The organism is Pseudomonas sp. P1.31, from assembly GCF_001269815.1.
Taxonomy (GTDB): Bacteria; Pseudomonadota; Gammaproteobacteria; order Pseudomonadales; family Pseudomonadaceae; genus Aquipseudomonas; species Aquipseudomonas rustica.
The window spans coordinates 352,266-378,161 of sequence record NZ_LHVN01000019.1 but is presented as its reverse complement, the minus strand read 5'-3'; the positions used below and the strand labels follow the sequence as shown (position 1 = coordinate 378,161).

Genomic DNA, 25,896 nt, shown 5'->3' with positions numbered 1-25,896 from the left:
ATGCGCGTCCCTGCGGTGATTTCTCGCAGTGTAGTCGGCGACGTGACGCTGGCCGGTTCAAAAATCGTAACGCGCCGTCATCCCCAGCGTCCTCGGTGTGCCCAACACTCCCGTATACGCGCCATTCGGTGAATTCCACAGCGTGGTGTAGTAAGTCTTGTCGAAGGCATTTTTCAACCACAAAGAAACATCCCACTGACCTTTGCCCCAATCGCCGCGTACACCAGTGGACAGGTTGACCAGTCCATAGCCCGGCAACTGCGCTTCACTCGAATCATCAACGGTGCCGACCGCATGCGAGCGCCATGCGTAATTACCGTTAACGTAAGGTTGCAGGCCGTCGGCGAGATTCCATTGATAACTGGCGCTGGTGTTGAAGATCCATTTCGACGCGCCCACCACCGCGTGGCCACTGAGGTCGCAGGATGCCGGGGCGCCGGGGCGCAAAGCCACTTCGGCGGGACACGGTGCATCGTCGTAAGACAGGTAACGCACATCGTTGAACGAGCCGTTGGCGTTGATCGTCAGACCCGATACCGGCCGCCAACTGCTGTCGAGTTCCAGGCCTCGACTGCGCACCGTGCCGGCGTTGGTCAAATAGCTGGTGAGCGAGACATCGTCGTAAGCGTTGGTCTGGTAGCCATGCACCACCGTCCAGAACAGATTGGCATTGAGCAGCAAGCGCTGGTCGAGCAGCGTGGTTTTGATGCCCAGTTCGGCGTCGTTGGCGCGTTCGCTGCCGATCAACAGTGAATCGGCACCCGCGACGGGGGCGCTGGCCACGCCGAGATTGACGCCGCCGGATTTCTCGCCGTGCGACAACGAACCGTACGCCAGCACTTGATCACTGATATGCCAGGCCAGACTGGCCAGCGCCGAGGGGCTGAAACTGTAGAGGCTCAAATCGCCGGAATCGTAAGCACCGACCCTCGCATCTCTGACGCGCAATGCAGCGGCGCTGGCCGCATCGCCACCGAGCGGCGCGTTGCGGGTGACCTCTGCGAGTTTGCGTTCATAGGTGCCGCGCACGCCCAGGTTGAAATCCAGGGTTGGCGTCAGGTGCCAGGTGCCTTGGGCAAACGTGGCGTAACTGTCGGTGTCGACATCGCCATGGCCGATGCTGGTGACGTTGTTCAGCGCGCCCTGCGGGGTACCGTTCCACGTGTCTGCCAACGGGCCGTAATCGGTGAACACGGTGTTGCTCATTTCCTGGCGGAAGTAATAGGCGCCGAGCACGTAGTCGAAATGTTCACCCACCGGTGAGGCCAGACGAATCTCTTGCGAATATTGTTTGTCGCGCGCGGATTGCCCGACGTTGTGCATCACGTCGACGTTCAGCTCATCATCATTGCGCGGGGTGAAATCCCACCAGCGATAGGCGCTGATCGACGTCAGTGTGTAGTCGCCGGCCAGATTCCAGTTGGCTTCCAGCGAGGTGCCGCCCTGAAACACCGTGACGTTCTGATCGGCATCCAGATTGACCCGACGGCCGTCCACCAGCGTCGCCCCGACCGCCGCTGCACGCTGTTGGTAACGGTTGACGCCGTTGATCACCGGCCCGGTGCTGAGCAGCGAACGCGTGCCGGCGCTGGAATCTTCCTCATGATAATCGGCGAGCCAACGCAGATTGAAATCCTCGTTGGGCTGAAACAGCAGTTGCCCACGAACGCCTTGGCGCATGCCGCCGCCGAGTTCATGGCCGTCGTACTCGTTTTTCACGTAGCCGTTTTCATGAGTCTTGTAAGCGGCGATGCGCCCGGTGAGCGTGTCATTCAACGGCCCGGAAAAACTCGCTTGAGTCTGCGAGTAACCGTCCTCGCCGACCGACGTCGCGAGGGTGCCTTGCGGTGTCGCTGAGGGGCGGCGCGTGGTGATGTTGAGCACGCCCGCCGTGGTGTTCTTGCCAAACAAGGTGCCTTGCGGGCCGCGCAGCAGTTCGATCTGCTCGACATCGAGCAAGTCGAACACGGCCATGCCGGGGCGGCCGAGATAGACGTTGTCCAGATAGATCCCGGCGCTGCCTTCCAGACCATCGCTCGCCGGATTGTTGCCCAAGCCACGAATCGACAGGCTCGACTGCCGAGCGTGCATAAACGCGACGTTGACGCTCGGCATCGCCTGCTGCAAATCCTGCAGGCGATACAAGCGCTGTTCCTCAAGGGTTTGCGCGCCGAGCACGCTCATTGCCGTGGGCACTTGTTGCGCGTCTTCGCTACGGCGCCGGGACTCGACCGTTACCGTTTGCAGAACTTCGCTGTTGCCGGGTAAATCATTGGCGATCGCCGGCAGCAGCGGCATTAACGAACACAAGCCCAGAGCGCTCGCAGAAAAATTGCGCGAATAAAGAAGATTCATCGGTGGTTCCTGGAGCTGCATCACGCAGCTCTTTGAGAGGAATCGATACTTCGCTGCGCGTGGCCTGCGTGAGCGTGATCGTTGCGGTTGAGGTTTATGGGTTTTCAGTCACGCAGCCATGGCAGGTCTTCGCGTTGATAACGGTGAGCACGGAAGATTGCGTTGTTTTCCCCCGGCAGGTAGCGGCGCGAGGCGGCATCGGGGTACGTGGCGAAGTGTGGATTGACGTATTCCCAGACCACATCGCCGGCTGGCGTCACTTCAAACAACCGGCCGAAATTGGCCTCGGTGACCAGCGTGTTGCCGTTATGCAACCGCTGCGCGCCGCCCATGAACGGGGTGAAAAACGCATAGCCCGGGGTGTCGGCGTATTGCCATTCGATGCGCTGAGTCGACGGATTGATTTCGAGGATGCGCGAGTGCGGCATGCTCACGTGCGGGCGGAAGATGCCGTTGTCGAACACCAGCACGTTGCCGTTTTCCAGTTCGCTCGGGCAATGTTGCTGGGCGACCAGATCGTGGCCCAGACGCCACAACACCTCGCCGCTGCCACGTTGCACGGCGATCACCGAAGACACACTGCGCAGGCTGAGAATCACCTTGCCGTCACGGCCCGGCGTCACCGCGTTGGTCATTGGCCAGTGATGCCGCTCGAAGGCTTCGTGCAGCGGATAGTCCTCCGGTTGCAGGTGTTCCCAGCTGCGCCATTCCCATACCGTGGTGCCCTGGCGATCGACTTCCTTGACCACGTCGGCATAAATCACCCCGCCCGGCGCCTCGCTGCCGGGAATGCCGCCGACCACGCGCTTCGCCAGTTCCGGCGGCAACGGCTCGGCGGTGGTGTAGAGCAGATGGCCGTTATCCAGCCATTGCGCATCGTGGTGATGAAGCAGATCGGTGTGCTGCCAGACCACTTCGCCGTCCGGGGTGACTTCGCTGAACGCGCCGCCGTGCCACACCGACCAGCCCGGGAACAGATCCGGCGAATCCGGGTGATTGCCGTTGTAGCCGAGGTTGCCGTTGCGCAAGATCACCGCGTCGCGACCGGGGCGTTGCGGGAGTTTCCAGCGGTGCACGACTTCGCCATCGAGGTCGATGAGGAATACATTGCCGTCCGCCGTTTGCGGTGCGAACAGCGTATAGCCGCCGGCGCTACGGGCGTGATCGACGGCGATGAGGCCGGTTTTGCGACGCTTGAGTGTGGTGGGATGCAGTTGAGGCATGACTTTTCTCCAGGCGAGTAAATCCCGGCCGCGAGCAACGCGGCACGGTCAGTTCAAAGGGTTATTGAGGGTTGGGCAGCAAGCGGTTAAAGCGGTCGTCGAAGATTTGCTCGACCTGCAGCGGTCGCGGAATCAAGCGCTCGGCGGCGAACATGTCGGCCAGATGCTGCTGCGAATCGATGACGGCCTTTTCAATCGGCACATAACGCAGATCCTGATGCGCAAGCATCTCTTGCACCAGCGCGACCGGCAGGCGTGTGGTTTGCGCGAACACCTCGGCCCACGCTTGCGGATGCGCGGTGGCCCAGGCTTGAGCACGGGCAAATCTGCCCAGCAGGTCGCCGAGTTGCGCTGCCCGCTGCGGGTCGTTCAACGTTTGCAGGCCGGCGACGGTGAAGTTCAGACCGGTTTCCGGCCAGCCGCTGCCGTCGACCAACACGCGGGCTCCGCGCGAAGTGGCCTGCCCCACAAACGGATACCACACCGCCCAGCCATCGAGTTTGCCGCTGGCAAAAGCGTTTTGCGCATCCACCGGGCTGACGTAAGCAATGTTCACATCACGCGGCGTCAGCCCGGCACGCTGCAGGGCCGCGAGTAGCAGGTAATGGCCGCTACTGCCTTTGGCCACGGCCACGCGTTGACCTTTAAGGTCGGCGACTTGCGTGACGGTTGAGCCTTCCGGCACCAGCAACGCGTTGTTGTTTTGCGCGCCACTGGCCACACCAACGATGCGCACATCGTAGCCGCCGGCCTGAGCGAATACCGGCGGCGCATTGCCGACCACGCCGACGTCGATTGCCCCGGCGCTCAGTGCTTCAAGCATCGTCGTGCCGGCGAGAAACGGATGCCACGACAGCGAATACGTGATGCCCTCGTCCTCGCCGGCGGCGTGCAGCAGCGCCTGAGTCAGACCGCTCTGGTCACCGACTTTCAGCCCCTCGTTCGCCGCCCAAAGCGGATGTGCGATCAACAACGCAGCGCAGCACAACAGCGCTTTCAGAGTGAGCGATGGCTTGGCAGCAGAAGGTTTTACCGGCATTGTCGTGCTCTCATTTTTGCGTTGAATTCAGTATGTCGAGGCCCGCCGTGCCGCTCCATGCCAAACACCCCTCCTTTCCTGCCATCCCGGACATCGCGCCGCAGCCCGTGCGCACCGTGGTGGTGCTGGCGTTCGATGATTTGCTGTTGCTCAACGCCGCCGGACCACTGGAGGTGTTTGCGGCGATCCCGCGCGTGCTCGGCGGAGCGTTCATCGACAGCCCGCCCTACCGACTGTTGATCGCCTCGGCGCAGGGTGGTCAGGTGATGTCGATTTCGGGGATCAGCGTGAGTACGTGCTCGCTTGAGCAAATCGATCAAATGGCGCCGCAGATCGACACTTTGATTGTCGCCGGCGGCCCGGGCATGGCGGCACTTGAAGCTGACGAACGTGCTTGCGACTGGTTGCGGGTTCGCTCTGCAAACATCCGCCGGCTCTGCTCGATTGGCACCGGCACCTTTGCCCTCGCGGCTGCCGGATTGCTCGACGGGCGCCAAGTGGTGACGCACTGGAAATTCGCCGCTGAATTGCAGGCGCGTTATCCGGCGGTGCGCTGCCAGACCGACGCGCTGTACCTGCACGACGACAATCTGTGGACGTGTGGCGGCGCGACGGCGGGCATTGATTTGGCATTGGGGCTGGTTGAACAGGATTTGGGCGCGCAAGCGGCGTTGTCACTGGCGCGTTATTTCACGGTGTTCCTCTGGCGCGGCGCGGAACAACCGCAGCTAAGCGCGTCACTCAATGCGCAATCGAGTGCCTTGCGCACCGATCCGGACGTGCGTGTGGCGCGGCTGCACGCGTGGATTGCCGGCCACCTCAACGAAGATTTACGCGTGGAACGACTGGCCGAGCAATTCGGCATGAGTCCTCGGCACTTCGCCCGCGCCTATGTCGCCGCGACCGGGCAGACACCGGCGCAAGCGGTCGAACAATTGCGTCTTGAGGCGGCCTGCCGATTGCTGAAAACCAGCCATGAACCGATCAAGCGAATCGCCGAAACCGTCGGTTTTGGTCGCGAGGAACGCATGCGCCGCACCTTCCAGAAGCATCTGGCTACGAGCCCGAATGGCTATCGCAACCAGACCGACGCACCTGAACCGTTAGATCGCCGGCAATCCTCCCGCGTCGGCATCGCGCTGGAGTGGTTAGCCCAATAGCGTCGGCGCGACGGCCAGCTCGACGCGCGCCACCAAACCTTTGCGGCGCTGATTGCGCAACGTCAGATCACCGCCCTGCTCCCGTATGATCGCTCGCGCCGCCGACAGTCCGAGGCCTACGCCACCGGTGCTGCGGTTGCGCGAAGTTTCCAGACGGAAGAACGGGTCGAAGACCTTTTCCAGCGCCTCTTCCGGAATGCCCGCCCCTTCGTCGCTGACCTCGATGCGAATCGCGTAATCATCACGGCTCAAAGTGATGCGCGGGTTGCGCGCGTACTTCACGGCGTTTTCCAGCAGATTGACGATCACTCGTTTGATGCCCAGCGGCCGGCCGTTGTAAACCAGATGCGCCGGGCCGTCGAAGTCGACATCAATGTGTTGGTCGCGATAGTCGTCGACGATGGTTTGCAGCAACTCCGACAGATCGAACGCCGTTGTCGCCTCGCGATGCGTGTCTTCGCGAAAGAACTCCAGCGCCGCGTTGATCATCGATTGCATCTCTTCGACATCGCGGATCAGTTTGCGCTGATGGTCGAGGTCTTCCATGAATTCGCTGCGCAGACGCATGCGCGTCAGTGGCGCGCGCAAGTCGTGGGAAATCGAAGCGAGCATGTGCGTGCGCACGGCAATGAAATGCTGAATCTGCGCCTGCATGGTGTTGAAAGCGACGATGGCCTGGCGAATCTCGTGCGGCCCTTCGACCTTGATCGGCGGTGCGCGCAAATCTGTGCCGAAGCGTCTCGCGGCAGTGGCAAAGCGTTGCAGTGGGTTAGCCAATTGGCGGGTAGCGACCCAGGCGACAAGGAACGTGGCGATCAACCCCAAAGCAATGATGATCGCGATCCGCGTGCCAACTTCCAGGCCCCAACTCCTTTCAGGCGGAGTGAAGGACAACCAGCTGCCATCGACCAATTGCACCAGCGCGGCGTAATGCGCCTGAGGATTGTCCCGCGTCCAGTCGCCGGGGTTGAACGCCTCGATGTTTCGATCACCCCCCAACAACTGCTCCAGCACCGGCACCCGACTCGCTTCCACGCGGGCGCCGTCGTTGGGCAAACCAAAATCGGCGCGCTGCGCCTTCCACACCACTTGCAGCATGTCGCTGCTGGCGGCTTGCGCCAGTTGCGGGCGCAAGTCAGCGGGCGCGACCTCGATCAGCCGCGAAGTGACCGCGATCTGCTCGAGCAGGCCGGTGCGTTCGATGGGCGGACGCGCCCAGATGCCGGCGACTTGAATAAACAAAGCATTCAACGCCACCGATGCGAGCATCGCCGCGACGATGGTCAGGGCAATGCGTCGCCGCAGCGTGTCGCCGCGCAGTAGCCGCCCGATCACGTGCGGCTGACCTTGGCAGTGAACATATAGCCGCCATTGCGCACCGTACGGATCAGATCCGGACGCTTGCAGTCGGGCTCGATCTTGCGGCGCAAACGGCTGACCTGGACATCGATGCTGCGATCAAAGGCATCGTGACCCTGGCCGTGAGTGAGATCGATCAACTGTTCGCGAGTGAGGATGCGTTGCGGATGATCGAGGAACACCACCAACAGATCGAACTCGCCGCCGGACAGCGGAATCATCACGTTTTCGGGTGAGCGCAATTCGCGGCAAGTGATGTCCAGATGCCAACCGGCAAAGGCAATTACCGGTCGCGACGGCTCAACCGGACTGGCCTGTTCACCGGCGCGGCGTTGCAATGCGCGGACACGAGCAAGCAATTCCTGCGGGGCGAACGGTTTGGTCAGGTAGTCATCGGCGCCGAGTTCGAGGCCGACGATGCGATCGCTCAGTTCGGCCATCGCCGTGAGCATGATGATCGGAATGCCCATCTGCGCCCGCACTTTCTGGCACAGGCTCAGGCCGCCTTCGCCGGGCATCATCACGTCAAGAATGAGCGTGTCCGGACGACCCAGCGCAATCGCCGCCCACATCGCTTCGCCGTTCTCGGCAACATCGACGTCATAGCCGTGTTGGGTGAAGAACTTCTTCAACAAGGAGAGGATTTCCACGTCATCGTCGACGAACAGCAATTTGCTCACGGTTGCAAAATCCATGGATCGAAAGCCGCCAATCTAAAGCCATTTGCCGCCGCGGGTCATTTATTTCAATCGAGCAACATTTCGTCCGGAGCGACATCAAGCGGACATCGTCCGGCAAAAACCGTCGGGCAATCTGCACGTATCCACCAAAGGGGTTTGCCATGACGGACTTCAACAGCAGCCACAGCACCAAGCAGCACAACGCTAATCACCCATTGATCCTGAGCCAGCGCACCGGCGCGCTCGGGCCTGACACGCCGATTGTTTTTCAGGAGTCATGCCTGGGGGTTTCCGACGATCAGAGCCGGATTGTCCTGCGCCGCTACTTCGAACACTTCAGCCCGACCAATGCCCATTGGGTGGAATACGTGCACAGCATCTCCACCGCTGATCTCATCAGTTGGGTCATGAGCCACGGCCAATTGCACGTCGAATGCTCGGACAACACCCCGCAAAAACAGATTCATGCCTGATCCATGCGGGCTTACGCAAAACAAGGAATCACGTTGATGATCAGTAAACGCTCACTGCCGCTGTTGATTGCAGCCAGCCTGAGCCTGGCGGCCTGCAGCAACAAAAACCTCGAACCCGAGATGTACACCGGTTTTCTGCATGACTACAGCGTGCTGAAAGAGCATCAGTCGCCGTCAGGTCAGAAAACCCTGTCGTGGGTCAGCCCGGCCTTGGCCCGAGCGCATTACACCAAAGCCTACCTGGCGCCGAGCCAGTTTTACCCCAGCGCTAAGCCGACTCAGCGGATTCCCATGAGTACGCTGGCGGGCGTCACCGACTATTACGACGCGGCGCTTCGAGCCGAACTGGGCAAGGTCATGAAGCTGGTCGACAGACCCGGCCCCGACACCTTGACGGTTCGCCCGGCGATCACCCAGATCGCCACCAGCACTCAGGGCCTTCGCTTTTATGAGTGGCTGCCGGTGACCCTCGTCGCTGCCGGGGTAAGCACGGCCACGGGCATTCGCGATCAGGACAGTGAGGTGTCTACCGAAGTGTCGTTCGAGGATGGTTCTACCGGTGAAGTCGTGGCTGAAGTGGTACGCAAGGGCACGGGCGTGCCGTTGGAGAATGACAAGCAAGTGCTGACGGCTGATGACGTCAAAGTGGTGCTTGATGGTTGGGCCAGTGACCTTGGCAAGTCTTACGTGGCAATCCGTAAGTAGCCAACCCAGCGCAAAACCCCTTCAAACACCCGATCCTGTAGGAGCCGAGCTTGCTCGCGAAGGCGTCGGCACATTCAATTTTTATGGTGAATGTGCCGGCCTCTTCGCGAGCAAGCTCGGCTCCTACGATTTTAATTGTCGCCGAATGCACGCCAATTGGCGCGTCCTGCCAAGTGACCGCCCGGTCGCTGTCGAATAATCGATTGAACCCACGCCGCCATACGGTTGCGCGCAGCGACGTGCGCGACCGGTTCTGGGTTGCTGAGCAATTCCTATCACAACAACAAAAAAGGCAAACCTCATGAAAGCTGTCGTGATGCGCGAGCAACAACTGCTCGTTGATGACATCCCTGCGCCTGTTCCGGGCCTGGGCGAAGTACTGGTCAAAACCCTCGCCTGTGGCATCTGCGGCTCGGATCTGCACATGTTTCACCACTGTGAACACGTGCTGGGCAACTTCAAGCGCGGCCATATTCCGGTGGATTTCGACGCACGCAAGGACGTTGTGTTCGGTCACGAATACTGCGCAGAAGTCCTTGATCACGGCCCCGGCAGCGACAAGAAAATCAAAGTCGGCACCCGAGTCTGCTCGCTACCGTTCGTAATCACCCCTTCCCGCTTCGACCATATCGGCTACTCCAACCAATACCCCGGCGGCTACGGCGAACAAATGGTGCTCAGCGAGCAGATGCTTATCCCGGTACCGGGCGACTTGCCGGCCGAAATCGCCGCCCTCGCCGAGCCGTTGACGGTCGCTGCGCACGCGGTCAATCGCGCGCAGTTGCAGGGTGACGAAGTGCCGGTGGTCATCGGCTGCGGGCCGATCGGCCTGGCTGTTATTGCTGCGCTGAAATCCCGTGGTATCGGCCCGATCGTCGCGGCGGACTTCTCCCCTGCCCGGCGCGCCCTGGCGGAAAAACTCGGGGCCGATGTGGTGGTCAATCCGGCGGAGCAGTCGCCCTATCAGTCGTGGCTCGATGTCGCGGCGCCGCCGGGCTACGAGATCAACAGCCCGTTTGCCCTGTTCGGTCTTGGCACGCAACCACAGCCCTGCGTGGTGTTCGAGTGCGTGGGCCTGCCCGGTCTGATTCAGCAAGCGATCCAGAACGCGCCGCCGCGCTCGCGAATCATCGTTGTCGGCGTGTGCATGGAAACCGATCAGATCGAACCGCTGATCGGCATTGGCAAAGAGGCCAACCTGCACTTTTCCTTTGGCTACACCGGCGAAGAATTCACCCAGACCTTGTATGCCCTCGCCGACGGCAAGCTCGACGGCGCGCCGATGATCACCGGACGGGTCAAACTGGACGGGGTCGCCGAGGCGTTCCGGGCGCTGGCCAGCCCGGAAGATCAGGCCAAAGTGATGATCACCTTCGACTGATCCTGTCTCGTAGCAAGGAGCACGACCATGCGACAGATTAAATTGACGTCACTGGCGGGGATCGCACTGAGTCTGGCCTGTATCACGGCCCAGGCGCAGGACCCGTTTATCAAAGCACAGCGCATTTCGCCGACACTGGAACCGGTGCGGCTGCATCCCGATCAACAAGTTGAAGTGGATCAGCGCCTCAAAGCGCTAGAGGCGAAAACCGGGCGCAAACCAAACATTCTGATTTTGCTGGTCGACGACATGGGCTGGGGCGATCCGGGCGCTTTCGGCGGCGGCACAGCCATCGGCGCACCGACCAAAGAAATCGACCGCATTGCCCGAGAGGGCGTGATGTTCACCTCTACCTACGCGCAACCGACCTGCACACCGACCCGTTCGGCGTTGATGACCGGTCGCTTCCCGGCGCGCACCGGCCTGACCCGGCCGATTCTCAGTGGTGAAAAGGTGCCCGTTAACCCTTGGCTGGATGAAAAGACCGCGGCCTCTCTACTCTCCGAAAAGGGTTACATGACCGCGCTGTCCGGCAAGTGGCATTTGGGTGAAGCCGATGGCTATCAGCCGCAGCAAGTCGGTTACGACGAATACATGGGCATTCTCGGGGTCGCCAGCGAATACACCCAAGGGCTGGACAAGCAACGCTATCCGGAGCTGATCCTCAATCCTGCGCGCAAGGCTGCACTGGACCAAACCACCGAATCCGCCGTTACCAGCGGCCGTAAAGGCGAGCCTTTGAAGGTGGTGACCCAACTCGACTCGTTGGAAAAACTCGCTGAAATCGACCAGCAGTTTGCCGCTTACTCGCAGGACTTCATCCATCGGGCTGCGCAGGCCAAGAAGCCGTTTTATCTGGTGCATGCTTTCTCACGGGTACACAACGACAACTTCCCGGCCAAGGCTTTCGCCGGCAAGAGCCCCGCGCGTACGCCCTATAAAGACGCGGTGATGGAAGTCGATGACATCGTCGCACGCCTGATGAAAACGCTTAAGGATGAAGGCGTCGCTGACAATACGCTGGTGTTCTTCACCTCCGACAACGGCGCCAACGAAGACGCCTGGCCGGATTCCGGATTCCAGCCTTGGCGTGGCGGCAAGGGTACGACGTGGGAAGGTGGTGTACGGGTGCCGGGCATTGCGTACTGGCCGGGCATGATCAAGCCCGGTCGTGAGAGCGATGGTCTGTTCGACTTAATGGATCTGTTCAACACCAGCCTCAAACTGGCTGGCGCGAATGTACCAACGGATCGCTACATCGATGGTGTTGACCAAACCTCGTTCCTGCTCGCCGATAACGGCGAAAGCAATCGCGAAGCGGTGTTCATGTACAGCGAACGCAACCTCACGGCTGTGCGCTGGGAAGAGTTCAAGGTGCACTTCAAAGTGTTCCAGACCTCGGTGCCGGGTTCCAATATCGATGAATCGACATTGGTATCAACCGGATTGTCACCTTGGGTCTACAACCTTTATCTGGATCCCAAGGAGCAGAAAAGCGTCGGTCATCGCACATTCGAATGGGGCCTGCCGCGCGTTCTTGCGCTGGTCGGCGGCCACATGGCCAGCTACCGGACTTACCCGATGAAAGACCTGGGACTGGGCAAACCAGTCCAATAAAAACCACACAAATACCGGTGGGAGCAGGCTTGCTCGCGATGGGGTTGGATCAGGCAAAACTTCATTGTCTGATCTGATGCCTTCGCTGGCAGGCTAGCTCCCACAAGGGTTGTGTGGTGTCCACAAATCCAGCGAGCAACCGAGATTAAATGTGGGAGTGAGCCTGCTCGCGAAGGCGGTCTGCCCTTCAACTCTTCATTGCCTGACCCACCGCTATCGCGAGCAGGCTCACTCCTACAAGGGAGCTTTGCGAAATCGCAATCCCTGTAGATTGCCAGCGATGGGGTTGGATCGGGCAAAACTTCATTGCCTGAAGTGACGCCTTCGCGGGCAAGCCTGGCTCCTACGGGGTTTTGTGGTGTCCACAAATCCAGCGAGCAACCGAGATTAAATGTGGGAGTGAGCCTGCTCGCGATGGCGGTCTGCCCTTCAACTCTTCATTGCCTGACCCACCGCTTTCGCGAGCAAGCCCGCTCCCACGATGAAGCTCTGCAGCACCACAATCCATGTGGGCTGGTTGAGTTCAGCGAGTGTTTTTGTTGCAGATCAGCATCGAGGCTATCGCCGGCAGCAGGATCAAGGCGCCGATCATGTTCCAGATGAATAGCATCACCAGCAGCAAACCCATGTCGGCCTGGAACTTGAGTGCCGAGAACGACCAGGTCGCCACGCCGAGCGCCAGAGTGATGCCGGTGAAGGCCACGGAGGTGCCAGTCGTTTTCAGTGCTTCAAAAAACGCTGCGCGGAATTTCAGGCCTTGATGCAGAAAGCCTTCCATGCGGCTGTACAGGTAAATCCCGTAATCAACGCCAATCCCCACGCCCAGCGCTATCACCGGCAAGGTCGCGATTTTCACCCCCAGCCCCATCTGCGCCATCACCGCTTCACACAACACGGTCGACAGGTACAACGGCGCCATCAGCGCTATGGTCACTTTGATCGAGCGGAACTCCCACAGCACCACCGCCGAGATGATGATGAATACCAGAATCAGCATCTGTTTCTCGGAGTGTTTGATGACGATATTGGTCGCCGCCTCGATCCCGGCACTGCCGGCCGCCTGCAGAATTTCGAAATCACCGGTGTCGTACTGCCGCGCGAACTGATCGACCGCGTTGACCACTCGCGTCAGCGTTTCAGCCTTGTGGTCAGCCAGATACAAACTGATCGGCGCCACGCTGCAGTTGGCGTCCACCAGATCGGAACTGACGTTGGAGCGCGCATTGTTCATCACGAACTGGTCGCGGGAAAATTCGGCCCATTTCGGGTTGCCCTCGTTGCGCGCCAGAATACCGAAACGCATGGCGCCATACAGCGACTGCACCGACTCCACGCCTTTGACTTCTCGCAGACTCTGCTCCAGCTGATTCGCCAGATCGGCGGCAGCGAACCGCGCGCACTGCTCTTTCGGTGTTTTGAACATCACCACGAACACATCAGTGCTGGTGGTGTAATGGGCGAGCAGATAGGCGTTGTCCTGGTTGTAACGCGCCTCCGGACGGAACTCCGGCGCACCGACATCGAGGTCACCAATCTTCAGATCCTGGCGCAGGTAATAACCGGCACCGAGCAACACCAGACTGAACAGAATCAACGGAATCGCCACGCGCGGTTCCACCACGGCAGACACCCGGCGAAAAATCGGCCACGACGAGGTCGCGCGTTTGCGCTGCTGCTGCAAACCACGCGGGCTGACGCCGACATACGACATCAACACCGGCAGCAAAAACATCTTGGTGAAGATCGCCACGAACACGCCAATGCTTGCAGTAATCGCCAGTTGCTGAATCACGCCGATGTCGATCACCAGCAACGTGATGAAACCCACCGCGTCCGCCAGCAACGCCGTCGTCCCCGGAATGAACAACGCCCTGAACGTTCGCCGCGATGCATCGATCGGTGAATGCCCCTGATCCATCTCACTCATCATCAAATTGATGTTCTGCACCGCATGGCTGATGCCGATGGCGAAGATTAGAAACGGCACCAGGATCGAGTACGGATCAAGGCCGAAGCCCAACAAACTCAACAGCCCCAGTTGACAAGCAACGGTGAGCAGACAGGTCAATACCGTCACCGCCGTACTGCGCCAGCAACGGCAATACCAGTACAACAGGACACTGATCAGCACCACGGTGAGCGCGAAAAACTTGGCGATGTCGGTCGCAGCAGCCAGCAGGTCGCCGACGATCTGGGCGAAACCGATCACCCGAATGTTCACGCCCTGAGTGGCGAAGTGTTCGCGCACTTGCTTTTCCAGGGCTTGGGTGAACACGCCGTAATCCAGTGGCTTGCCGGTTTCCGGATCGTTCTCCAGCAACGGCACGCGAATGATCGTCGAGTGGAAGTCGTTGGCGACAAAGCTGCCCAGCATGTTGGCGCGCTGGATGTTCTGCTTCACCTGTGCCAGCGACGCGGCGCTACCGTCGTAACCATCGGGAATCACCCGTCCGGCGCGCATACCTTCGGTGGTCACTTCGGTCCACAGTGCGTTGGGCGTCCACAACGATTTCAGGTTGCCGCGATCAACGCCCGGCAGGTAGAAGATCTTGTCGTTGACCTCGCGCAGGGTTTCCATGAACTGCGGCGTGAGAATCTCGCCGTCAGGGTTTTCCACCAGCACGCGCAACACGTTGCTTTGCGGGCGCAACACATCCTCAAACTTGAAGTAGTTCTGGATGAACGGGTGACCGGTGGGAATCATCCGCGTGAAGCTGGCATCCGGGCGCAATTCCAGCGCTTTGTAACCCAGCAGCAGCGAGACGATCACAAAGAACGTCAGCACCAGTCGCCGGTGATTGAACAAGCCACGCTCGGTGACGCTCACCATGCGTTGCATCAGGCTGCGCTCCTGCGGCGCGGGGTTCTGATCGAGGTTCATGCGCGCGGTCATTGCAGTTGCTCCTTGATGTCAGCCAGCGGCAGCACGCGCAGGCCGTTGCTCCCGATCAGCGCCAGTTGGCCCTCAGCCAGTTGTGCAGCACCGAGCAACGGCGATTTCGCGCTGCCCTGCCAGAGACGGAAATGCTTGAGATCGTTGCTGTACATCAGCGAACCTGCGCTGCCAGTCAGCAACAGCGTGCCGTCATTCAACTGCGTGCCGCCGTAGAGGCTGGCCTTACTGTTCAACGGGATGTTTTGCCAGCTCAGGCCTTGATCGGCGCTGAGGTACAGCGCACCGCCAAACCCCATGGCCAATGTCTGCCCGTCGCGCAGCGTCATCAGTTTGTACAGCGAGGCCTTGGTCAGGGGTTCGAGGGTTTGCCACTGGCCAGCGGACTGGCGATACATGCGTCCGCCCTCACCCGCTACCAACACACTGCCGTCAGCCGTGCCCAGCACTGCATTGAGGTGCAGCCGCTCGGGATTTTCGAGGCAGGAGAGAAATTCCCAGCTACTGCCGCCATCCCGGGTGTGCACGATCATCCCGTAAGCACCGACCGCCCAGCCTTCCTGCGCATCACGAAACCATACGTCCAGCAGCGGTCGCGAAGGCCCTGCTTCGACACCCGCCTTGGCATCGTCGAGGGCAAAATTGGCATTATCGAGGGCGCTGATCAGGCTCTCGTCTTCCGGCGCAGCGGCGCTGGCCAGTTCCAGGCGTGCCACTTCGGATTCAGCCCACTTGAGCATCAGTTGACTGATCGCCCGGCCTTCCAGTTGCCGTACCCAGGTGTTACCACCGTCGCTGCTGTGCAAGATCACGCCGTCATGCCCCACGGCCCAGCCGTTACGGTCGTCGACGAAATACACCGCCGTCAGCAGCAGATCCACCGGGGTGTTGGCCTGTAAAGTTGCCGAGGGACTGCGCAGAAGAATGTGCCCGGCCGCACCGACCATCACCAGTTGATCACCGACTTTTTGCACGTCGGTCAGCGGCTGCTCGATGGCCAGCGCGGTGTGACGGGAAGCGCGTTCGAGGCGGTCGGCAAGCGGCGCAGCACTGACGTTCAGTGCTTGCACGGCCAACGCCAGACCGGACAGCATCAGCAAGGCCGGCGAAAGGAATTTGTTCATGGTTCGGTACCGTGAAAAGCTGAAAAAAAGGGGGAACCGTTTGCACCGTTCCCCCGGGATCTCAGTCGCTTTGAAAATCAGCGACCACTGCGACGCAGCGCAGCAGGGCTGAAATCCTTCAACTCGGCAGTGATGCCGAACTTGGTGTGCTTCTCTTCGTTTTCCAGTCCGTAGGTGATGTAGCGGCGCGCTTGCAGATCGTAAGAAACGTCGCTGATGTGGATCGCCGACAGCACGTCGTAACGTTGCAGGCTGTGCGCTTCCTGAACGCGCCAGAGATCGCCGCGACCGTCATACAGATCGGCGCCGAGAATGCCCCAGCTGTCTTCATCGAGGTAGAACGTACGCTTGGCGTAGATGTGACGCTCGCCCGGTTTCAGCGTGGCTTCGACCACCCAGACGCGATGCGGCTCGTAACGCACCAAGTCCTGATTGAGGTGGTTAGGCTGGATGATCTGCTCATACTTGAGCGTGCGATCGGCCAGTTTGTAGGTGTTGTACGGCACCAGCATTTCTTTCTTGCCGACCAGTTTCCAGTCGTATTTGTCCGGGGCGCCGTTGAACATGTCGACCATGTCGTTGGTGCGCAGACCATCGGCAGTATTTACCGGCGAGTCATAGGAGATTTCCGGTGCACGCAGCACGCGACGTTGACCAGGGTTATACACCCAGGCCAGACGCCCTTCCTTGGTCTGATCCATCGGTTCGTGTACCAGGGTCAGGTTGCCCGCAACGCTTTCCGGCGAGGTGACTTTGCCCAGGTAGTAATACAAACGGTTGGGCTCCGGATTACCCATCGCCGAGGCCATCATCACTTCAACTTCACGGCGTACCGGGGTGAAGTTGCCGTTGGCCTGCACGACCATTTCGGTCGGGAAGTACTGGTAACCGCCGACGCGGAAGCGCACCAAGTGGTTGTACATCGCTTCGATGCCGGTCTTGGGCATCGGGAACGGTACGCTGGTTTTTTCGTAGTTGAGCAAGCCGTTGCCATTGTTTGCCAGTTCAACCTTGCTGGCTTCCTTGGCGATCTCGGCGTATTCCGCTTGCGGCAGTGCCGCCGTGCGGTGGCTCGGATAAACGTTGAGTTTGTAGTCCGGGTATTTCTGCAGCAGTGCTTTGTAGCCCGGCGACAGCAGGTCGGCGTACTGCGCCATGTTTGCCGAAGTTACGGTGTACAGCGGTTTTTCTGCGGCAAACGGATCGGTGTAGCCTTTGCTCGCGTCATAGCCAGCCGGCGGCGTGGTCAAACCACCTGTCCACGCTGGGACTTTGCCGTCGGCGCTGGCGGCTTTTTCAGCGCCGGTTGGCGTCAGGTCTTTGCCCAGTCGGGCGACATCGGCAGCATCCATTTTCGCCAGTGCGGCATGGCTGGTCAGGGATAGCAGCCCGCCGATAATGGCAGCCGAGAGTAGATTTTTGTTCATGGTTATTTCCTCGGTTCAGAAACCTGCACGCAGACTCAGTGCAATAAAGTCGCGGTCAGTCGGTGCATAAGGGGTATTGCCGCTGCCCGACCAGGACAGTTCGGCGGAGTATTTCTGCAGGTAGTCAGCGCGCACACCGACCGAGCCCAGCAAACGGTCTTCGGAGAAGTTGCCGTCGTACGACCAGCCCTTGACGTCCTGACCGAACGCAACAAACGGCGAGAGGTTTACGCCAGCGAACACGCCGGGATAGCTCAACTGCGCGCGCAGCCGGTAGCCCCAGGAAAACTGGCTCATGTAACCATCGCTGGTGCAGGAGAGTTTCTTGTACTTGGCCACGGGTGTGCCGACGGCGCAGCCGGCTGCGCTGCCTTGCGCGAGATCAGTGCCGTAAATATCCGTTCTGCCGTAGCGACGGTCATCCAGACTCGGCATGTCGTGGACATACTTGGCGCCCGCTTCGCCCACCAGATTGAGGCTTTCAGCGCCCAGAACCTGTGGGATCGATTTGACGAAGCCCAGCGAGAATTGCGAGATTTTCAGGCGATCGTAGCCGTTGTACTCCGAGCCCGGTGCAGCGTTGATCGCGTCCTGGCCGAGAGTGATGTTCTGGCCGATGGCGCCCGGGAAAGTCGAGGGGTTTTGCGGCGAACCGAAGGCGGTGATCAGATCGGCGGTGGCCAGTTGCACCGGCTGGTTAGGCCGGAAGCTGTACTCGCCGAATACCGAAGTGCCCCAGATATTGCTGGAGAAACTCAAGCCAAAGATACGGATGTCTTCCGGGAATTCGGCAAAGTATTCACTGTTGCTCGACTGTTGCCCCGGCAACCAGCCCGCACCCGGGCCTGGCCGGGTGTCAGTGATAACGCTGGCGTACGGTGTGCGCGAATGAATGTTCATCGCATACGCACCGAACTCCGTGCTGAGCTCATCGACAAAGTACCGGAACGCGACGCCGAACTGACCAGCGTCAGACGGCTCATCGTCACCGGCGCGATTGATGTACAGACCGTTGGCGTAGGCATACGCATCGTTGGGATTCGCGGCCGGCCCCAGGCGTGGAACACCGTAGCAGCCGTCCGTCACGTAGTCGTTGGCGGCGAAATAAGTACCGCAGCCCTCGAGCACGCTTTTGCGCCATTGCAATTGGTAGAACGCTTCCATGCTCAGGTTATCGGTCAGGCCGTAGTTGCCGTACAACATCGGCACCGGCAACAACGCTTCCTTGAGCTGCGAACCGGGACGGCGCAATGCGGCGACATCGACCGGGTTGACTGAGTTGATACCGTTTTGAAAGAACAACCCTTCGCCCCAGTTCACCACCTGATTACCGACGCGGGCATTGAGCGGGCGATCAGCCACGGTGAAATCGCCGAACACATAGGCATCCAGCAACGCCACGCCCTGGAATTTCGCCAGGCTGTCGAAGTGGCTGTCATCCAGTGTGCTATTGGCTTGATAGCCGTTGGAGGAATGGCCGAAGTCGACGTTGTGGTTATTCAGCGTGTAGTCGTACCAGGTTTTGCCACGGATGAAGGCGCCGTAGTTTTTCCAGTTCAACTCCACCTCGCCCAGCAGCGTGACGGGCGTCGACACCAGGTCGTTCTTTTTGAAGTTCAGCCGACTGTCGTCAACGTTACGCGCGCCGCTGGGGTTGAATTGCCCCGCATGGCCGTAACCGACGCTGTTGGCGTTGCCCTGAAAGATGTAATTGCTGTTGGGATTCTCGGCGCTCCAGATGGCGCCAACGCTGACGCTGCCGTTGTAACGACCAGACACTTCGCCATATTCGAATTCGCCAGCGAGCGCATGTTGGGACACAGCAAGGGCAAGGGGCGTCAGGGTAAGAATGGCTTTTGCCAAACGGCTGCATGCGCAAGCCGTCAGGCCCAGGGAAGGGTTCATGGAGCACTCTCCGGATTGTTTTTATTTGGAGTGGCTCTGGGCGGGCGGGCAGGTTCGGGTGATCGGATCTGCGACTTGAAACGCCTTGACGTCAGAGTGAACCGATCATGGAGGGAAAGCAGGGAAGCAAACTTTGCACATTGCGCCAGTTTTTCTACATTTAACGCCAAGACGATTGATTGTCTGCCACCCTGCTCCGTGCATAAAAAAACCTGCCGGGAATTTGCAGGTTTTTCTGACACGTTAAACGGGACTGCGCTCAATACCCCCTGAAAACCTCCCCCATGCTGACGAGAGGCGCCGCCGTCGCTAAACCGTCGAGGGGCGGCGAGCGGGAGAATTCGTGGTAACCGGCGACAAACAGGACGAACAGGCAGATCAACAGAAGTGAACGCATTGCAAACCTCCGTCATCCAGGTAACCGGATGCAGTGTCTTTTGTTATTGGTAGCGTCGATTGTTGAGGCCCGGGCTGTGGAGCGCTTGGCATATCGCGCCAGTATTCATACCTGTCGCGACACGAGTTGGCGTGAGGGTTGCGCGCAAAAAAGAAAAAGCCATCGCTGCAAGCGCAGTCGATGGCTTCGGCAAATGCCGGAAAAAAGAGGCGCGTAGCGTGAACGCCTCCGGTGTCACCCATTGGGTGAATGGCTCAGTCAATCTGCCCGGTGCCGCGCAACCAGTCTTCGGAACGCTGCAGACCTTCGGCAATGCTTACCTTCGGCTGATAACCGAGCAATCGCTGTGCTTTGGCAATCGACACATCAGCCTTGCGCGCAAACATGTACATGGCGTCCGGGGTGATTTCGTTGGGACGTTGCAGCAGGCGATTGAAGCCCCACAGCAACCGTGTCACCAGTGTCGCGATACCCAGCGGCAATGTGTGTGGCTGGCCTTGGCGCCCGGCCCAGCGCCAGTGATTGCTGAAGAACTCCATACAGCTCAGTGGCTCGCCACCGCTGAGGATGAAGATCTGTCCACGCCCTTGCTCCAATCCACTGGCGAGCATGATGCCGTCGAGCAAGTCGTCAATGAACACCGGGGTAAAAATCCCTTTGCCACCGTCAGGCAGCACCAATGCACCGCTCTTGGCCATTTTCAGCGGCTCGCTGAGCCAGGCCCGTGAACCCGGGCCATAAACGTCGCCGGGGCGAATGATGGTGCAGTCGATCTCACCGGCCGCATGGGCGGCTAACACCACATGTTCGCTGGCGCCTTTGGCGACGCCATAGCGGTATTGTGTGCCGATCACGACGTCGGAGGTTTCATCGGCCTGAGTCGCGTAATCCCAGCCCAGCGCTGCGATCGACGACAGCTGCACAAAACGCTGCGCACCGCCGGCCACTGCCGCATCGATGCAATTGCGCACACCGCGTACCGACACTTCGCGATAAAGCTTCCACGGCGCGGCAAGGGAAACCACGGCTGCGGTGTTGATGAACAACTCACAGCCCTTGGCGTGATCAGCCCAACGCGAAGGCTGGGTCAAATCGCCGGCGACCACGTTGCGAGCCGGATCGGCATGCAGATCCATGCCGCGAACTTCGGCGCCCAGCGCCTGATAACGCGCCATCAGCGCGCGGCCAATAAACCCGTTGGCGCCTGTGATGAAGACACTGCGCGGCGGCGCCGCGGTCTGCCCGTTAGCGCCGACGGGCATGGGTGTATCTGACATGGTCATACCTCTGACGTTGGGATCGGCTCAGCACTGCGCATCAGGCGCCGGTGGTGTAATCGGTCTGTTGCGCACGAATGTAGCGAGCCGGTTGCAGGCCGCGTTCACGAATCAGACGATCGAACATCATCATGATGTCGCTGGCGTCCATGATGCCGAGGTAATTGCCGTCCTGATCGAAGTTGACGTTGGCTCCGTGTACCACCATGAACGTGTCGGTGATTTCGGTGTTGTCTGCCGGGGTCATGAAGGTGTGAACCGAGCCACCTGGCTCGAACAGGTAGCTGCCGGCGGTCTGTGGCTGATCCGGGTATTCGACGTAATTCCAGCGACCACTGAGGGTGTACATGTGCACCACGCCGGTGTGGTAGTGCTTGGGCAGAATCACGCCAGGATGGAACATGACGCGCAGCACCCAGACACCGGCAATCGGGTCCAGATACAAGGGCTGGGCGTCAACGCCGGGGATCAGCGCGTCGCGGTAAACCGGCAGCTCGTTGGTATTGAGGGTCAGCAGCGATTTGTGGTCGATCAGTACGTTGGGGAGGGCCATGATTATTCTCATTGTTGGTGGGATGGCAGGATTCCTGTGTGCCTACTGTCGCGCTCTCAAACGCCAATGACTTTGCAGATCGCGCCATTTTTTCCACAACTGACGACACCCTCACATCCGCCGCTATTGCCCGGGTGTACCATCGAAAAAGGCACACATAACGACAATATCGCCTTGCCTTCTATAGGTTGCGTTCATGACTTCGATCGTCCGCGGCATTGCCCTGTTGGGCTACAACGAATTCGCTGCAAGCCAGGGCCTGGACGCACGCGGCCTGCTTGAACAGGCCGGCCTGCGCGCAGACACGCCCGACCAGCACGATGAATTGATCACATATTCACGTTATACCGCCCTGCTCGAACAATCGGCGCGACACTCGGATAACCCGCTGTTTGGCCTGCAATTGGGTTTGCATCAGGGCGCCGAGGTCCTCGGCAGCTTGCTGTACGTCATCCAGAGCGGCAAAACAGTCGGTGCGGCGTTGAAAGCCCTGCGTGAGTACTTTCATGTCCACAGCAGTGGCGCCGTCATTCACCTCGATATTCAGGGCGACAACGCCCGGCTTTCCTACGAAGTCACCGACGGCCAGGCCGCGTCGGTCCGTCATGATGTCGAACTGGCCCTCGCCGTCGGTAGTCATTTGATGCAGAACTTGTTGGGACGACGCTGGCGGCCCAGTGCCTTGCTGATGCGTCACGTCTCATCGGTGCCGTCGAGCGATTACCGACGACTGTTGGGCATCAATCCACGCTTCAACAGCGACAGCAACGCCTGGATTTTCGACGCGGCATTGCTTGGCGCGCCATTGAGCGATGCCGATGAAGGCTTGCAGCAACTGGTGCGCCGGCATGTCGAGGACATCTCCCAATTGACCCTGCAAGAATTGCCCGGCTACGTGCAAAAGGTTCTGCGTACGATGTTGCCCTCGGGCAAAGCCACCCTCGAAGATGTCGCGCAACACATGATGATCAGTCCGCGTACGTTGCAGCGTTATCTTATGGATGAAAACACCGGGTTTCAGCAGTTGCTGGACAAGACCCGACAGTCGATGTCCACCCGCTACATTTGCGACACATCGATCAGCCTGACTCAACTCGCCACCCTGCTCGGCTATGGCGACTTGAGTGCTTTTTCCCGTGCGTTCGCACGCTGGAACGGTGTCAGCCCACGCGTGTGGAAGCGTCGCTATATCGAAGCGCAAGCCGTCAACCCGAGCGGGGAAAACCGATGAGCAGTGAGTTGCCGGCAGTACAGCTCGACAGCCCGAAACCCTGCGCGGTAAGCCCTTTCGTTCGGGCGCTGACGCTGTCGTGCTTTGAAGAATTTACGCTGTCGCAGGGACTTAACCCGGCCGAGATGCTGCGCCGTGCGTCGCTGCCGGTAGAACTGCTGCGGCGCCAGGAGGGCATTCTTGCCTATCGACGATTTTGCGCGCTGCTGGAGCTGTGTACGTGGCAGTCCGCCAATCCGCTGTTCGGTCTGCAATACGGTTTGCATCAGGGCGTGAGCATCTTCGGCCCCCTGCTCTACCTCATCCGCAATGCCCGAACGGTGGGTGACGCGCTGATCGAACTGAAGGAAAACTTTGCCCTGCACAACGCCGCGGCTCACGTCTCACTGGCGGTCGAAGACGGGGTCGCGGTACTCAGCTACCACGTCTATGAGCGTGACATGCCCGGTATTGGCCAGGCTGAGGAACTGGCCATCGGCGTTGGCATGCAACTGATGCGCACGCTGGTCGGCGGTAACTGGTTACCTTCAGCGATATTGTTGCGCCACGCACCGCTGACGGATCCGACTGTCTATCGCCGCACGCTGGCATGCAATCCGACGTTTAACACCGCTTGCCACGGGTTGGTGTTTCCGGCGGCGGTGCTCGCTCAGCCGCTGGGTTCGGCTAACGAGACCTTGCACCAGTTGTTGACTGCGCATGTCCACAACATGGAGCGCCTGTCGGCTGACGAAATGCCCAGCTTCGTCCGCCAATTGCTGCGCAACATGCTGCCCAGCGGTCGTGTGACCATAGATAAAGTCGCCGACTGCATGGCGATCAATTCCCGCACCTTGCAACGGCGTCTGGCTCAGGAGGGAAAATCCTTTCAGGATCTGCTCGACGAAACCCGCCAGATCATGGCCTGCGAACACCTCGAAGACCCGCTGATCAGCACCGCACAAATGGCCGATTTACTCGGCTACTCAGACCTCAGTGCATTCTGTCGAGCGTTCCAGCGCTGGTTCTCGATGACGCCCCGCGAGTGGCAGAAGCGTCATTGTCCCGAGCATCAACCGCGCCTGCTGCGGCGCTTACGAGTGCTGCGCTAAACCGCGATCACGGCGCGTTGACCACGATGTACGTGACGTCACTGCCCTGATATTGCGGCTGGTACCAGGTCGAACCGCATTGCATATACATCGTGTTGTAACGCATCACCTGCACACAACTGCTGGGCATCTGTGCCGGGGTGAGGATAGCGCCGATGACCGCCGACGTCACCGCGACGGTCGCACCCACCGCGACGGCGGTGCCAATCGGGTGGTAGTGATCGTCGTAGCCATAGCGACCGCGTCCGTCGACATCGATATCAACGTCACGATGGTTGTCGATGTTGACGTTGTGCCGGCTGTTGTTGACGTAGTTGCGATTGTTGGAATTGACCCGATTGCCGGCGTTCACCCGGTTATTCGCATTCATATGGTTTGCACGCTGCGGGGCGTTGATCCGCTGTGCGCGTGGCGCATGCGGCGGTGGCGGTCGGTTGACGGAGGCGCGGGCATGTCCTTGCGCGCGTTGCGGCCGGGCATCGGCTGCGCTGATCAGACTTAAGGTCAGCACCGAAGCGGTGGCAAATGAAAACAACAAACTCCAGGTCAGTGTGCCGTTCATGTCATTTGCCTCCCTGTGCAGCGACTTCTTTCAAAGGGATCGCCACGTCGCCCTTGCCCGGCTTGAAGTTGAACATCGCGTCCTTGAGCTCCGGCTTGAGGTTCCAGCGATACACCGCGCTGTACTCCGGAAAGCTCGCCTCATCGGTGGTGGTGATCACCAGTTTGCACGGCAGTGGTTTGTCCGAGCGGGTAATCCACAACTGCCAGTCGACGCCTTCTTGGCGGAACGCCAAATGGTCACAGAGCTGACCGTTGATGGTCGAGGGCCCGACATACGCCGCCTCTTTGAGCGCATCGATCTGCGCCTGATCGCTGCCGAACAGAAACAGATCTTCCATCGGCACCTGAATGCCGTAGAAGTTTTCGAATCGGTGCAGGGCTTCACCTACTGTCGGCGGTGCATCGACCGTCGTGTAGTACTTGAGGTAAGGCGCGTACTGCGTGAGTTTTTTGCCGTTGTAAAACAGCTCCCGCGTGCGCACATCGCCTTCTGATTTGGCATACAGCCGGTTGTGATCGAGGACTTTAAGGGTGTTGGCCGACTCGGTCTTGATCTTCTGACCGGACTCCAGAACGGTGTCACGGGAGATTTGCGCATCGACCTGAAACTTCGGCAAAGCGCGCAGGTAATTGCCCATGTCGATGAGCTTGTCGACCACTTGCGGGTTGACCGGCGTGTTGTCGGCAGCGGCCGGTGGATTGTCGGCGGCAGCCGGTGGATCGTCGGCATACGCGACCGAGGTCAGGAACAGGCTGAAACACACGCACAAAACAGGTGTTGCGGATTTCATGGATCCCACTCCTGGCCCGCAAGGGCCTTCGCTCCTGGAAGATTTTCAGACGGCGATTTCAGGCTTTTCCGGCCAAGGCCCGCGTGCCTGAAAGATCAGCCTAGACCGCCATCCCCAAGTGCGCCAATGGCCGGTTCCGCGCGGCCAAAAATGCCTCGCCTGTAACATCAAGCGCTCGAAAAAACTCTAGGCAAGTTCCAATCACACCAAGGCGTAACCGATGAAAACTTACAAGAAAGTAAAACTGAACGACGACGTGACCATGCAAATCATCAACATCACCGAGCAAATGATGTCCGCGCGGTTCTGGTTCACTGGCAAGGGTTTTGGCAGCACCCACCATCACTCCAATGAAGAAGTGAACGTGGTGATCAACGGCGAATTCATCGCTACCAATGGTGCCGAACGGTTCCCGGTGTATGCCGGGCAAGCGGTGTGTGTCGCTCCAAATGTCGAACACGACATGCGCTGCCTGACGCCGGTGGGCGAGATGATTTCCACCTGGACGCCACCACGCAAGGATCTGATCGAAAAGTTCGCGCAAACCGAGTAACGGCAGATCAAGTACGTGAACGGTGCGGCCATGCGTGATCAAACAGTCAAATTAACTGGCGTTTTCTGTAACAGCTCAAACGTTCGGGCATCAATCAC

At 59.7% G+C, this 25,896-nt stretch carries 22 protein-coding genes; 8 read left to right on the top strand and 14 right to left on the bottom strand.

The features are described from left to right. Positions 1-57: 57 nt before the first annotated feature. The 3 genes from AD669_RS12490 to AD669_RS12480 all read right to left on the bottom strand — a co-directional run bounded on the left by AD669_RS12490 (position 58) and on the right by AD669_RS12480 (position 4,617). Entirely contained in the window at positions 58-2,298 is a 2,241-nt protein-coding gene (locus AD669_RS12490) for a TonB-dependent receptor (protein WP_256218857.1), read from the bottom strand. Between the two features lie 161 nt (positions 2,299-2,459). Next, entirely contained in the window at positions 2,460-3,578 is a 1,119-nt protein-coding gene (locus AD669_RS12485) for an aryl-sulfate sulfotransferase (protein ID WP_053120117.1), read from the bottom strand. Positions 3,579-3,639: 61 nt separating this feature from the next. Next, a complete protein-coding gene (locus AD669_RS12480) occupies positions 3,640-4,617 on the bottom strand; it encodes an ABC transporter substrate-binding protein (RefSeq protein ID WP_053120115.1) in 978 nt (325 codons plus the stop codon). A gap of 32 nt (positions 4,618-4,649) precedes the next feature. Between AD669_RS12480 and AD669_RS12475 the strand changes: the two genes are divergently transcribed. Then, on the top strand, positions 4,650-5,777 hold the full coding sequence (locus tag AD669_RS12475; protein ID WP_156316145.1) for a GlxA family transcriptional regulator: 1,128 nt from the start codon (positions 4,650-4,652) through the stop codon (positions 5,775-5,777). Here AD669_RS12475 and AD669_RS12470 read toward each other — a convergent pair. Both AD669_RS12470 and AD669_RS12465 read right to left on the bottom strand, forming a co-directional pair. Continuing rightward, the gene (locus tag AD669_RS12470; protein WP_053120111.1) at positions 5,766-7,112 is read right to left on the bottom strand and encodes an ATP-binding protein; all 1,347 of its coding nucleotides are present in this window, start codon (positions 7,110-7,112) and stop codon (positions 5,766-5,768) included. The two genes, AD669_RS12475 and AD669_RS12470, sit on opposite strands and share 12 nt — an antisense overlap. Beyond that, positions 7,109-7,831, bottom strand: coding sequence for a response regulator (locus AD669_RS12465; RefSeq protein ID WP_053120109.1), 723 nt, complete (start codon positions 7,829-7,831; stop codon positions 7,109-7,111). Before AD669_RS12465 ends, AD669_RS12470 begins: the two co-directional genes overlap by 4 nt. Before the next feature lie 146 nt (positions 7,832-7,977). Between AD669_RS12465 and AD669_RS12460 the strand changes: the two genes are divergently transcribed. The 4 genes from AD669_RS12460 to AD669_RS12445 all read left to right on the top strand — a co-directional run bounded on the left by AD669_RS12460 (position 7,978) and on the right by AD669_RS12445 (position 11,992). Then, positions 7,978-8,289, top strand: coding sequence for a hypothetical protein (locus AD669_RS12460; RefSeq protein ID WP_053120107.1), 312 nt, complete (start codon positions 7,978-7,980; stop codon positions 8,287-8,289). A 36-nt stretch (positions 8,290-8,325) separates the two neighbouring features. Next, complete coding sequence (locus AD669_RS12455; protein WP_053120105.1) at positions 8,326-8,994, top strand: DUF3313 domain-containing protein; 669 nt, start codon at positions 8,326-8,328, stop codon at positions 8,992-8,994. 301 nt (positions 8,995-9,295) lie between these two features. Next, the gene (locus AD669_RS12450; protein ID WP_053120103.1) at positions 9,296-10,375 is read left to right on the top strand and encodes a zinc-binding dehydrogenase; all 1,080 of its coding nucleotides are present in this window, start codon (positions 9,296-9,298) and stop codon (positions 10,373-10,375) included. A gap of 27 nt (positions 10,376-10,402) precedes the next feature. Further along, positions 10,403-11,992: an arylsulfatase gene (locus tag AD669_RS12445; protein ID WP_053120101.1), complete on the top strand. Its 1,590-nt coding sequence runs from the start codon at positions 10,403-10,405 to the stop codon at positions 11,990-11,992. A gap of 523 nt (positions 11,993-12,515) precedes the next feature. Here AD669_RS12445 and AD669_RS12440 read toward each other — a convergent pair. The 7 genes from AD669_RS12440 to AD669_RS12415 form a co-directional block, all read right to left on the bottom strand. After that, positions 12,516-14,831, bottom strand: a complete 2,316-nt coding sequence (locus AD669_RS12440) for an RND family transporter (RefSeq protein ID WP_256218856.1) — start codon at positions 14,829-14,831, stop codon at positions 12,516-12,518. A gap of 50 nt (positions 14,832-14,881) precedes the next feature. Next, complete coding sequence (locus AD669_RS12435; RefSeq protein ID WP_053120099.1) at positions 14,882-16,009, bottom strand: YCF48-related protein; 1,128 nt, start codon at positions 16,007-16,009, stop codon at positions 14,882-14,884. Positions 16,010-16,086: 77 nt separating this feature from the next. After that, positions 16,087-17,436 (bottom strand): DUF1329 domain-containing protein, encoded by a 1,350-nt coding sequence (locus AD669_RS12430; RefSeq protein WP_053120097.1) that lies wholly within the window; start codon positions 17,434-17,436, stop codon positions 16,087-16,089. A gap of 15 nt (positions 17,437-17,451) precedes the next feature. After that, positions 17,452-19,341 carry a DUF1302 domain-containing protein gene (locus AD669_RS12425; RefSeq protein ID WP_053120095.1) on the bottom strand — a complete coding sequence of 630 codons (1,890 nt, stop codon included), beginning with the start codon at positions 19,339-19,341 and terminating at the stop codon, positions 17,452-17,454. Between the two features lie 259 nt (positions 19,342-19,600). Continuing rightward, on the bottom strand, positions 19,601-19,738 hold the full coding sequence (locus tag AD669_RS28455) for a hypothetical protein (protein ID WP_156316144.1): 138 nt from the start codon (positions 19,736-19,738) through the stop codon (positions 19,601-19,603). 254 nt (positions 19,739-19,992) lie between these two features. Further along, positions 19,993-21,015 carry an NAD(P)-dependent oxidoreductase gene (locus AD669_RS12420; RefSeq protein WP_172680108.1) on the bottom strand — a complete coding sequence of 341 codons (1,023 nt, stop codon included), beginning with the start codon at positions 21,013-21,015 and terminating at the stop codon, positions 19,993-19,995. Between the two features lie 40 nt (positions 21,016-21,055). Continuing rightward, positions 21,056-21,568 (bottom strand): 2,4'-dihydroxyacetophenone dioxygenase family protein, encoded by a 513-nt coding sequence (locus tag AD669_RS12415; protein WP_053120091.1) that lies wholly within the window; start codon positions 21,566-21,568, stop codon positions 21,056-21,058. Positions 21,569-21,764: 196 nt separating this feature from the next. On the opposite strand from AD669_RS12415, the gene AD669_RS12410 reads away from it, so the two are divergent. Beyond that, the gene (locus AD669_RS12410; protein ID WP_053120089.1) at positions 21,765-22,799 is read left to right on the top strand and encodes an AraC family transcriptional regulator; all 1,035 of its coding nucleotides are present in this window, start codon (positions 21,765-21,767) and stop codon (positions 22,797-22,799) included. Then, positions 22,796-23,890: an AraC family transcriptional regulator gene (locus AD669_RS12405; RefSeq protein ID WP_053120087.1), complete on the top strand. Its 1,095-nt coding sequence runs from the start codon at positions 22,796-22,798 to the stop codon at positions 23,888-23,890. The genes AD669_RS12410 and AD669_RS12405 overlap by 4 nt, the downstream gene beginning before the upstream one ends. A 7-nt stretch (positions 23,891-23,897) precedes the next feature. Here the strand turns inward: AD669_RS12405 and AD669_RS12400 are convergent, their stop codons facing one another. Next, positions 23,898-24,452, bottom strand: a complete 555-nt coding sequence (locus AD669_RS12400; RefSeq protein WP_053120085.1) for a hypothetical protein — start codon at positions 24,450-24,452, stop codon at positions 23,898-23,900. A gap of 1 nt (position 24,453) precedes the next feature. Continuing rightward, positions 24,454-25,245: a DUF2092 domain-containing protein gene (locus tag AD669_RS12395; protein ID WP_053120083.1), complete on the bottom strand. Its 792-nt coding sequence runs from the start codon at positions 25,243-25,245 to the stop codon at positions 24,454-24,456. A 220-nt stretch (positions 25,246-25,465) separates the two neighbouring features. On the opposite strand from AD669_RS12395, the gene AD669_RS12390 reads away from it, so the two are divergent. Beyond that, the gene (locus tag AD669_RS12390; protein ID WP_053120081.1) at positions 25,466-25,798 is read left to right on the top strand and encodes a cupin domain-containing protein; all 333 of its coding nucleotides are present in this window, start codon (positions 25,466-25,468) and stop codon (positions 25,796-25,798) included. Positions 25,799-25,896: the final 98 nt, after the last annotated feature.